This is a genomic window from Roseateles noduli (assembly GCF_050626985.1).
Lineage (GTDB): Bacteria > Pseudomonadota > Gammaproteobacteria > Burkholderiales > Burkholderiaceae_C > Roseateles > Roseateles noduli_A.
On sequence record NZ_CP192463.1, the window covers coordinates 6354159 to 6365018 of the forward strand.

Annotated in this window: 9 protein-coding genes and 1 other RNA gene; 5 read left to right on the forward strand and 5 right to left on the reverse strand. The window is 69.0% G+C overall.

Annotated features, from left to right (window positions below; genetic code table 11):
• Nucleotides 1–81: 81 nt before the first annotated feature.
• The 4 genes from ACQ4L4_RS27720 to ACQ4L4_RS27735 all read right to left on the reverse strand — a co-directional run bounded on the left by ACQ4L4_RS27720 (nt 82) and on the right by ACQ4L4_RS27735 (nt 3390).
• Complete coding sequence (locus ACQ4L4_RS27720; protein WP_431101994.1) at nt 82–1269, reverse strand: acyltransferase family protein; 1188 nt, start codon at nt 1267–1269, stop codon at nt 82–84.
• 117 nt (nt 1270–1386) lie between these two features.
• Entirely contained in the window at nt 1387–1854 is a 468-nt protein-coding gene (locus ACQ4L4_RS27725) for a GNAT family N-acetyltransferase (protein ID WP_377157141.1), read from the reverse strand.
• 97 nt (nt 1855–1951) lie between these two features.
• An RNA gene (gene rnpB, locus ACQ4L4_RS27730) (RNase P RNA component class A) lies at nt 1952–2397 on the reverse strand.
• 33 nt (nt 2398–2430) lie between these two features.
• Entirely contained in the window at nt 2431–3390 is a 960-nt protein-coding gene (locus ACQ4L4_RS27735; protein ID WP_431101995.1) for a Gfo/Idh/MocA family protein, read from the reverse strand.
• 222 nt (nt 3391–3612) lie between these two features.
• Between ACQ4L4_RS27735 and ACQ4L4_RS27740 the strand changes: the two genes are divergently transcribed.
• The 3 genes from ACQ4L4_RS27740 to ACQ4L4_RS27750 all read left to right on the forward strand — a co-directional run bounded on the left by ACQ4L4_RS27740 (nt 3613) and on the right by ACQ4L4_RS27750 (nt 7909).
• Entirely contained in the window at nt 3613–4836 is a 1224-nt protein-coding gene (locus ACQ4L4_RS27740; RefSeq protein WP_431101996.1) for a multidrug effflux MFS transporter, read from the forward strand.
• Between the two features lie 111 nt (nt 4837–4947).
• Entirely contained in the window at nt 4948–5922 is a 975-nt protein-coding gene (locus ACQ4L4_RS27745; protein WP_431101997.1) for a carbonic anhydrase, read from the forward strand.
• A gap of 169 nt (nt 5923–6091) precedes the next feature.
• Nucleotides 6092–7909, forward strand: a complete 1818-nt coding sequence (locus ACQ4L4_RS27750) for a methyl-accepting chemotaxis protein (RefSeq protein ID WP_431101998.1) — start codon at nt 6092–6094, stop codon at nt 7907–7909.
• A 92-nt stretch (nt 7910–8001) separates the two neighbouring features.
• Here the strand turns inward: ACQ4L4_RS27750 and ACQ4L4_RS27755 are convergent, their stop codons facing one another.
• Nucleotides 8002–8610: a TetR/AcrR family transcriptional regulator gene (locus tag ACQ4L4_RS27755; RefSeq protein ID WP_431105027.1), complete on the reverse strand. Its 609-nt coding sequence runs from the start codon at nt 8608–8610 to the stop codon at nt 8002–8004.
• Between the two features lie 297 nt (nt 8611–8907).
• On the opposite strand from ACQ4L4_RS27755, the gene ACQ4L4_RS27760 reads away from it, so the two are divergent.
• Together ACQ4L4_RS27760 and mraZ are read left to right on the forward strand one after the other, a co-directional pair.
• Nucleotides 8908–10038, forward strand: a complete 1131-nt coding sequence (locus ACQ4L4_RS27760; RefSeq protein ID WP_431105029.1) for an MBL fold metallo-hydrolase — start codon at nt 8908–8910, stop codon at nt 10036–10038.
• Nucleotides 10039–10431: 393 nt separating this feature from the next.
• On the forward strand, nt 10432–10860 hold the full coding sequence (mraZ, locus tag ACQ4L4_RS27765) for a division/cell wall cluster transcriptional repressor MraZ (protein WP_331614200.1): 429 nt from the start codon (nt 10432–10434) through the stop codon (nt 10858–10860).

The window sequence follows — 10860 nt, forward strand, 5'->3', positions numbered from 1 at the left end:
GCGATGCTGGGGGTTCGCGGAGGCGATGCCCCCTGCGTCGTGGAGAGCCCGCGCCAGGCGTTGCGCAGGTGGGCGGTCTCCCTATCCCGTCACTGCTGGAACTGCCGAGGCCCGAGGCGCCGTGATCCGTCGCAGCCAGGCGACCACTGGCAGTTCGAGCCATCGCCCGATGAGCCACCCGCCGCTGACGGCCGCCACGACGGCGATCGCGAAGGTCACTACTTCTGGCAGTGCGCGATACACGCCGGCCTTTGCCAGCAGCGCCAGCACGATGTTGATGAGCAGGCAGTGGGCGAGGTAGAGCGAGTACGACACCGCGCCGAGCTGTGCGAGCGCGGCCGGCACGCGGACTGCATGACGCCGTTCCATGGCCACGAGCGTGGCCAGCACCAATGCCGAGGCGAGTCCCAGCGCGACGCGTCCCCCGAAGGCATGGGCCCCTTGCGGCCCGAGGCGTTCATAGAGCACGGCGGCGACGAAGACCGCGCCCACCATCCACCCCTGCCAGCGGACCAGCGGCAGCGTCGCGCGGCGTGCGAGCAGCCCGGTCGCGACGCCCATCAGGAACTGCAGGCAATGCGGGTCGCCGAGCTTCCAGGGCAGGGTGCCCGGCAGCGCGCCGAAGGTCTGCGCCACGACGAGCGCGGCCCACAGCCCATACAGCGCGAGGCCGCCGCGCAGGTGCAGCAGCAACACGCAGAAGCTCAGGTAGAACATCACCTCGTACTGCAGCGACCAGGCCACGCCGACGTACTCCGGCTCCTTCGCCCCGATCCACAGCAGCAGCGTGCCGGGGATGTCGTCGCTGTCGAGTTCCGAGACCGGCGTGCGGCCGGCCAGCAGCCTCGACAGGATCGAGGGTCCGGCGGTCATGGCCAGCACCATCCAGTAGATCGGGAACACGCGCACGAAGCGCTTCCACAGGTAACCCGGCCAGCGGGCCGCGCCGCGGCCCAGCTCCGCGTGGTGGACGAAGGTGATGATGAAGCCGCTCAGCACGAAGAAGAAGTCGACGCCGACGTAACCGAAGTCGAACGCGCCGCCCAGCGCGACATGGCCGGTGAACTGCGGCACGCGCATCAGGTGCGTCGTGTGCATGAGCACCACCGCCAGCGCGGCGAGCGCGCGGGCGGCCTCGATCGAAGCCAGCTTCGGCGCGGCGTGGGGAGACGCGTGTGCCGCGGTGGGTGCGTGGGAAGGGGCGGTCGGGGCCATGAGGCGGCGGCGCGTCGGCGAGAGCCAGGACAGGCTCGCACGGTACGGCGGCACCGCGGCGTCGTTTCATCGGACGTCCCCCGGGACGGGGGAACCCCTCCAGGGGACAGCGTCGCGCGCGTCGACGCCCGGTCGACGCTCGGTCAACGCCCGGTCGACCTCCGGTCTACTTCAGTTGGCCGTCAGCCGCTTTTCCATGAAGACCGACAGCGGGTCCTCGGCATAGTTGCCGAACGGCGCGCGGCGGTCGTAGCCCAGCGTCTCGTAGAGCTTGAGCGCCTCCGGCTGGTGCACGCCGGTCTCCAGGCGCGCCAGTTCGATGCCTTGCGCCCTGAGGTGGGACTCCAGCTCTTCCATCAACACCTTGGAGATTCCGCGCCCCCGGAAGTGCGGCTGGACGAACACGCGCTTGATCTCGCCGTAGGGGACTTCGGCGTCGTCGACCACCTTCACCGCCGCGCATCCGGCCAGCCATTCCGCCAGCCACACGCCAATGAAACGCACCCGCGGCTGGGCCAGCGCGTGCGGATCCTCGAGGTGGTTGCTCTCGCTCGGGTAGAGGGCCGCCATGTACGCGTCCGACTGCGCCAGCAGGGACATCGCGGCGGGGCTGTGGGGGTCGAGAGGTTCGATCTGCATGACCCGAAGGTAGCAACCGATGTGCCCAACCGGGCCGGATCCGCGAAAGACCCTGAAAAGTTCTGCAAGCCAATGTTCGCTTGCAGGTTTGTCATAAGCGTGAAGCAAGCCGATAGGCCGGATTCTGTGCGCGGATCCTCTTGCGATTTTCCGCGTGACCGCCATTCATCTGGGCCGGGCATCACTGCCCGGCTCGGTGCCACCTACCCGCCAGCTCTGCGAGCCGCATCAACGCTGGCCTACTTGGTGTTGCTGCGCGTAGAGATTGCCCGTTTCACCCGAAGCGGGCCTTGCCCGCTTCGGGTGGCTGCTCGGTCTGCGCTTGCGCGCAAGTCCGCGATGCTTGCGCCTCACGGACGAGAGGGCTTGCGCCCTCTCCCTCACAGAACACCCGATTGGCGGAACCCGCTTCGACTCGTCTCTGTTGCTCTGATCCTCGGCTTTCGCCGGGCAGCCGTTAGCTGCTACGCCGCTCTATGCAGTCCGGACCTTCCTCCAGTGCCGTGTTTCCACGATCGCACCAGCGGCGGTCTGGCTTGCTTCACGGGAGCGAGTTTACCCCGGGGCAGGGGGGGCTCAGGGCTGGCCGGCGAGCACGGCCTCGATGGTCCTCTGCACCGCCAGCGCCTCGGCGAAGCCCGGCAGGCTGTGCGAGTGTCCGTCCAGCATCGCCGACCAGTGGCTGAGCTGGTCCGTCATGCCGTTCATGCGCAGCGTCTCGGCGTCGCCCATGCTCTGGACGCGTTCGCCCTGGCGCTGCTGCGTCACGCCGAACCAGTCGCGCAGCTCGATCTCGCCTTCGCTGGCGCGCCACAGCATGCGGTTGTCATCGGCGCGATCGCCGCCAAGGCTGGCGCTGATCGTCACCGGCACGCCGGCGGCGACCAGTTCCGCCTCCACCGCGCGCTCGGACCCGACACCGTCGTCCGGATACTCGACATGGCTGCGCACGACCTTGGCAGGTCCCAGCACCCGCTGCAGCACGAAGATGAAATGCGACAGCACCTCGCGCGAGAACCCGCCCTCGGCGCGTTGCGACAGCCAGGCGCCGGCGCCGGCCTGCCAGGGGCGCGGCCAGGCGGCGAAGCGCAAGTCGATGGCCACGCCGTGCAGCGCCCCCATCGGCCGTCGCGATCCGGCGCCGAAGGCCAGCTGCAGCTGCGCCAGTCCGGTCGACGACGCGAGCGAGTAGTTGACCGCCGCCCGCTGCCGCTCGCGCTCGATGCGCTCGATGCAGGCGCGCGCGGCTTCGAAATCGGTGGTCAGCGGCTTCTCGCACAGCACCACGAGGCCCGCGTCGAACGCCTGTTCCGTCAAGGCGATGTGCGGCCCCGGCGGCGTCGCGATGTAGAGGCCGTGCAGGCCCGGCTCGCAGATCAGCGCCTCGGCGCTGGTGGCCGCGCGCAGCAGCGGGTCGTGGGCCAGCGCCTGCGCCAGCACCTCGGGGTTCTCGTCCCAGACGCGGGTCACCCGCAGCCGGGCGTGACCGGCCAGACGCGCCAGCATCCGCTGACCCATCACCCCCAGTCCGACCACCCCAATGCTCAATACGCCTGGCACCACGTTCCCCGCCCGAAGTTCCGCAAAAGTCCCGCAGTGTAGGGGTCCCGCTACACTGCCGGTCATCGCCCGGGACGCCCGGGCGACCCGCGCACGCTTCACCCGCAAGCGGCGTTCCCGGCCTGCATGACGGCCAGCTCCGCGGCTTGCCGGCGTTATCGTCGGCGGCTTCCTCGCACGCTCGCACCGCATCCACGCATGAACCCCGAAGCCAGCCAACTGTGGCGCGCCCCGCGCTGGGCCCTCGCCATCCTGCTGGCCGCGCTGGCCACGGTGGGGCCGTTCTCGATCGACACCTACATCCCGGCCTTCGCCGGCATCGCCCAGGCGCTGGACGCGACGCCGATCGAGATGCAGCAGACGCTGTCGGGCTACCTGCTCGGCTTCGCGGTGATGAACCTGTTCCACGGCGCGCTGTCGGACAGCTTCGGCCGCCGCCCGGTCGTGCTGTGGGGCATGGCCGTCTTCGCGCTGTCCTCGATGGGCTGCGCGCTGGCCGGCAGCATCGGCCAGCTGGTGTTCTGGCGCACGGTGCAGGGGCTGTCGGCGGGGGCGGGCGTCGTCGTCTCGCGCGCCATCATCCGCGACATGTTCCCGCCGTCGGAGGCGCAACGGGTGATGTCGCAGGTGACGATCTTCTTCGGCCTGGCGCCGGCGATCGCGCCGATGATCGGCGGCTTCCTCTACGTGCACGCCGACTGGCACGCGATCTTCTGGTTCCTGGTCTTCGTCGGCGCGTTGCTGTTCGCGATCACCTGGCGCCTGATGCCGGAGACCCTGCATCGCGACCACCGCCAGCCCTTCCATGTCGGCTCGCTGCTGCGGGGCTACCGCTCGCTCGTCGGCAGCCGCCGCTTCCTGCTGCTGGCCCTGGCCAGCGGCATCCCGTTCAACGGCATGTTCCTGTACGTGCTGGCGGCGCCGGTCTTCCTCGGCGAACACCTGGGCCTGGCGCCGACGCAGTACTTCATCTTCTTCCTGTTCAGCATCGGCGGGATCATGGGCGGCGCCTGGCTCAGCGGCCGGCTCGCCGGCAAGATCGCGCCGCGCAAGCAGATCCGGCGCGGCTTCCTGATCATGGGCTTCACGTCGGTCGCCAACATCGTCTGCAACCTGACGCTGCCGCACAGCCCGCTGTGGGCCTTCCCGCTGATCAGCAGCTTCGCCTTCGGCTGGGCGCTGATGGTGCCGGTGGTGACGCTGCTGGTGCTGGACCAGGCGCCCGAGCGCCGCGGCATGGCCTCCTCGCTGCAGGCCTGCATCGGCAGCGCGGCCAACGGCCTGGTGGCGGGCGTGCTGGTGCCGTTGGTGATGCACTCGATGCTGGCGCTGGCGGTGACCTCCGCCGCGATGATGTGCATCGGCCTGGTCGCCTGGACCTGGGTCAAGCGCGAAGTATCCGCGGCGACGCCGCCCGCGTGACATCGGAACATCGGACATCGGGACATCGGGACATCGGGCCACCCTCAAGATGCCCGGCCAGGCTCCGAAATAGACAGGGCGATCCTTCTGTCGTTCCCGGAGCTCCCTTTCATGTCTGACCGTCCCGGATCCGGTGTCCTGCTGCCGGCGGCCCTCTGCCTCTGCCTGTCCCTGCTGCTGCCGGGCGCGCTCCGCGCGGCCGAGCCCGCGCCTGCGCCCGCTCCGAAAGGGGAACCATCCGGGGAACAGTTGCGCGACCGCCTGGCGGACCGCCTGAAGGAGGACGCCGCCGCGCTCAAGCTGAGCACCAAACCGGCCGGCGCGGCGGTGGACGTGAAAACCGCCAACCCGGTCGACCTGCGCGCCCGCCGCGCCACCAAGCCTGCCGCGGCGGCCTCCGCGGCGAAATCGTCGATCCCCTGGTCCTACACCGGCGAAGGCGCGCCCGACAAATGGGGTCAGTTGCAGCCTGAGTTCCGCCAGTGCGCGATCGGTACCCGCCAGAGCCCGATCGACCTGCGCGACACGATCAAGGTCGACCAGGAGCGCATCCAGTTCGACTACAAGCCCAGCAGCTTCTCCGTGGTCGACAACGGCCACACGATCCAGGTGAACGTGGCGGCGGGCAATGCCCTGACGATCATGGGTCGGCGCTACGAACTGCAGCAGTTCCACTTCCATCGCCCGAGCGAGGAGCGCATCAACGGCCGCCAGTACGACATGGTGGCCCACCTGGTCCACAAGGATGCCGAGGGGCGCCAGGCCACGGTCGCGGTGCTGCTGGAACGCGGCCAGGACCAGGCGCTGATCCAGACGGTCTGGAACTACCTGCCGCTCGAACGCGGCGATACCTATACGGCGCCGGTTCCCATCGACCTCACGCAACTGCTGCCGCGCGACCAGGCCTACTTCTCGTACATGGGCTCGATGACCACGCCGCCCTGCAGCGAAGGCGTGCTGTGGCTGGTGCTGCGCCAACCGGTGCAGGTGTCGTCGCAGCAGATCTCGGTGTTCTCGCACCTGTACCCGATGAACGCCCGGCCGCTGCAGGCGCAGTCGGGCCGTCTGATCAAGGAATCGAACTGAATCAGCGAAGGGCCCGTCCCTTCAATTTCTGAGCCGCGGAAAGCACTGTTTCCGCTTTGGGCCGAGGCCGTGACCACCGTCACGCCTCGGCCTTCTTCTTGGTGGAAACCCTTGGTTCGAGGTAACGCTACCCGCACAATGCCGGCCTCCTCCCCGCCGGACTCCCACCGTGTTGAAGACCATCAAATCGCGCCTGATCGCCATCAGCATCCTGATCGTCGTGGCGGCCGTCGCGCTCGCCACCTTCGCCAGCTACTGGGCCGTGCGTGATCACGCGCGTCGCCAGGTGCAAGCCCAGCTGACCGATCTGGCCACCGCGAATGCCGCCGGCGTCGCCGCCTGGGTGAAGACGCAGAAGGACGTGGTCACCGCGATGGCACCGGCCGCGCAGCTCGAGGACCCGCGCCCGGTGCTGACGCAGGCCTTGCAGTCGGGCCGGCTGGATCTGGCCTACGTCGGCGGCGCGGACAAGCGGATGATCTCCATCCCCGACCGCCAGCGCCCGGCGGAGTACGACCCGACCGGCCGCGGCTGGTACAAGCTGGCGTCCGGCACGGACCAGCCGGTGATCACCGCGCCCTACGTGGCGGCGTCGAGCAAGAAGCTGGTCGTGACCTTCGCCAGCGCGGTGCGCGCGGGCGGCGAACTCAAGGCCGTGGTGGGCACCGACGTGGCGCTGGACGACATCGTCGCGACGATGAAGTCGATCAAGCCGACCGCGAGCGGTTTTGCGATGCTGCTGGACAAGCAGGGCACCGTCATCGCGCACCCGGACGCGGCACTGACCTTGAAGCCGGTGAAGGACCTGTCCGCCGCGATCGACGGCGCGCTGCTGTCGACCGCTCATGGCGAGGAGCCGACGCTGGCCGAGGTCGGCGCCGCCCGCTTTTTCCTGAAGGCCGTGGACGTGCCCGGCACGGACTGGGTGCTGGTGGCCGCGGCCGAGCGCAACGAGGCTCTGGCCGCGCTGTCCGACGTGCTGCGCAACGCGGGCCTGACGATGCTGGTCGTGACGATCGTCGCGGCACTGGTCGCTGCCGCGGCGGTCGGCGCGTTGCTGAAAGGCCTGGCCGGCATCAAGCGCGCGATGAACGACATCGGCGCCGGCGAGGGCGATCTCAGCCAGCGCCTGCAGGTGCGTGGCGAGGACGAGCTGGCCGACATCTCGCGCGGCTTCAACCAGTTCGTGCACAAGATCGAGCAGGTGATGCTGCAGGTGCGCGAGACCAGCCAGTCGATCGCGGTGGCGTCGCGCCAGATCGCCGCCGGCAACCATGACCTGAGCCAGCGTACCGAGGAAACGGCCAGCAACCTGCAGGAGACGGCGAGCTCGATGGAGGAGCTCAACAGCACCGTGGCCAACAGTGCCGCCAACGCCGACCAGGCGCGGCAACTGGCCGATACCGCCAGCCGTGTCGCGCGCCAGGGCGGCGAGGCGATGGGCCAGGTGGTCGCGACGATGCAGGACATCAGCACCAGCTCGCGGCAGATCGGCGACATCATCGGCACGATCGATGGCATCGCCTTCCAGACCAACATCCTGGCGCTGAACGCCGCCGTCGAGGCCGCGCGTGCGGGCGAGCAGGGCCGCGGTTTCGCGGTCGTGGCGAGCGAGGTGCGGGCGCTGGCGCAGCGTTCGGCCGGCGCGGCCAAGGAGATCAAGACGCTGATCACGGCCAGCGTCGAGCGCGTCGACACCGGCGCGCGCCAGGTGTCCTCCGCCGGCGAGACGATGAACGAGGTCGTCGGCAGCGTGCAGCGAGTGGCGCAGATGATCGGCGAGATCAGCCACACCGCGCAGGAGCAGAGCCATGGCATCGGCCAGGTGAACGTGGCCGTCGCGCAGCTGGACCAGGTGACGCAGCAGAACGCGTCGCTGGTCGAGGAATCGGCGGCCGCCGCGGAAAGTCTCAAGGACCAGGCGCAGAAGCTGGCCGACGTCGTCGGCACCTTCCGCCTGAGCGGCTCGGCGTCGACGACGTTCTGATCCCCGCCGTTCTTACCCCCTCTCCCGCTTGCGGGAGAGGGGAGGGGTGAGGGCCAGCGGCCTGCGCAGGAGGGCGATGCCGGGCGCGCCGCTCAGCGCGCCGGATCGACCGCGTGGTAGCGCAGGAACATGTCGGTCGCCGAATCGGCCACCTGCCGCTGCTGCGCCTTGTCCAGCGGCGGCTGTCCCATCGTGATCTGCGGCCAGAAGGCGAAGCCCTTGACCAGCGCCTGCAGCTGCGCCGCGGCGAAGGCCGGATCCCCGTCCTTGAGGCGGCCGTCCGCCATCGCCGCGCGGATCCACACGGTCAGTGCTTCCTCTCGGCCGCCGAGCCGGCACAGCATCTCCCGCGCGCGTTGCGGCGCGTGGATCGCCTCGGCGATCAGCACCCGCGCCAGGTCCAGGAACTGCGGGTCGTCGCTCATCGCGAGCTTCTGCTCGACCAGCGACAGCAACTGCTCCCGCAACGGACGGTCGGCCCGATAGGCCAGCTTCAGCTTCGCCTCGGTCGCGACCCAGAGCCGCTCCAGGATGGCGTCGAACAGCGCGTCCTTGCCGCTGAAGTGGTTGTAGACGGTGCGCTTGGACACCTGCGCGCGGCCCGCGATGCGGTCCATGTTCGCGACCTCGAAACCATGCTCGCGGAACTCCGCGATGGCTGCGTCGACGATGGCTTGGCGCTTGCGGTCCGTCAGCCGCATGCGCTCGGCCTCGCCGAAGGCGGCGAGCTCCTCGGGAGCAAGCGGCGCAGGCAGGGGGTGGGCGGCGTCGGAAGTCATGGCATCAATCTTACACCGGGGAGTTTACTTTTCAGATTTGAGCGTCTAGACTGCTGCAAAACTACACTGTGTAGTGCAAGTTTTCAAATGAGCCCTCAGTCTCCCCGCCACCCCGTCGTCCGCAGCGCCCGCGCCTTGCTGCCGCTCTCCTTGAGCGCGCTGAGCAGCGTTGCCGCCGTCCTGATTGTTGGAGCCCTCGCCATGACCGCTTCCCGCGTGATGTCCTCGCCCGCCGCCATCCCCTCGAATGGCGTCTCCGCCCCCGCGCCGGAGGGCACCCAGCCCGCCGTCGAGCAGTCGCCGCAATGGGCGAAGGGCCAGTTCCGCAACCCGGCCGTGGAGCCCGAGCAGGGCTTCTGGAAGACGATGGGCATCATGTGGGACTTCATGTTCCACAAGCCCGCGGGCACCGCGCCGGATACCCCCATCGAGGTGCAGGCGCTGACGAAGGCCCAGTTGCTGGCCGCGCCGGACCGGACGCTGTTCCGGCTCGGTCACTCGACGGTGCTGCTGAAGCTGCGCGGCCGCTTCTGGCTGACGGATCCGGTGTTCTCGGAGCGCGCGTCGCCGTTCTCGTTCATGGGTCCGAAGCGCTTCCACGCGCCGCCGATCGCCCTCGACGAGCTGCCGGAGATCGAGGCGGTGATCCTGTCGCATGACCACTACGACCACCTCGACCACGACACCGTGCTCGCGCTGGCGCCCAAGGTGCGCCACTTCGTGACGCCGCTGGGCGTGGGGCAGCGCCTGATCGACTGGGGCGTCCCCGCGGCCAAGGTGCAGCAGTTCGACTGGTGGCAGGGCACGTCGATCGCGGGCGTGCAACTGACCGCGACGCCGGCGCAGCATTTCTCGGGCCGCAGCCTGAGCGACCGCAACTCGACGTTGTGGGCCTCGTGGGTGCTGATCGACGACGACCTGCGCGTGTTCTTCAGCGGCGATACCGGCTACTTCGACGGCTTCAAGGCGATCGGCGAGCGCTTCGGCCCCTTCGACCTGACGCTGATGGAAACCGGCGCCTACGACCCGCGCTGGCCCTACGTGCACATGCAGCCGGAGCAGACGATGCAGGCGCACGTCGACCTGAAGGGCAAGCGCCTGCTGCCGATCCACAACGGCACCTTCGACCTGGCGATGCACCGCTGGCAGGACCCGTTCGAGCGCATCAGCGCGCTGGCGCGGCTGCGCAACGTGGAGCTGGTGACGCCGGTGATCGGTTCGCCGCTGGCGATCGAACAGCCCGGGCCGACGCCGCAGTGGTGGCAGGGCGCAGCCGTCGCTTCGCCGGCTTCCACGAGCGCTGGCCGACCGGCGGCCGCATCGAGCGCCGCTTCCGCTGCGACCCCCTGAGCCTCGGCCGCAAGGTTTCGAACCGCTCCCCCACCAAAAAAAGCCCGGCTTGGCCGGGCTTTTTGCATGGCTCCCACTTTTCCGCCACTGTCGGACGGTGGATAGCTCATTGAGGCAGGGTGGGAGCGCGGCTGGCCCCCACCTCGGAGCCTCCGCCTGGGGGGCGCTGTCCCGGTTTCAGGCGGGTACGACAGTCGATTTGAGTTGATCCATCACTTGCACTGCAGTTGTTAAGTCCTTCATTTTGAACGACTTTTATTTCACGCACTGGCTTGAAAATGGGAGCTAAGTAATTGATTTGATTGGGAAAAACGCCAAATTACCTTGACCGGGGCGCGGCCCGCCATTAAAGTGGGAGAAAGTGCAATTCGGTGGGGCAAAGTGGCGAATGTCGTGTTTCAGGGGGCGAGTGCCTTGGCGTTGGACGCCAAGGGGCGCTTGACCGTCCCTGCTCGGCACCGCGAGGTCCTGCAGGCGCTCTGCGGTGGCCAGCTCACGCTGACCAAGCACCCCGAAGGCTGCCTGATGGTCTTTCCCCGTCCCGCCTGGGAACAGTTCCGCGACAAGGTCGCCGCGCTGCCCATGTCCGCCGCCGGCTGGAAGCGCGTCTTCCTCGGCAACGCCCAGGACGTCGAGATCGACTCCGCCGCCCGCGTGCTGATCGCGCCGGAGCTGCGCACCGCCGCCGGCCTGCAGAAGGACACGATGCTGCTCGGCATGGGCAGCCACTTCGAGCTCTGGGACGCCCAGGCCTACGCCGCGCACGAGGCCGCCGTGATGCAGTCCGAGATGCCGGCCGTGCTCCAGGACTTCAGCTTCTGA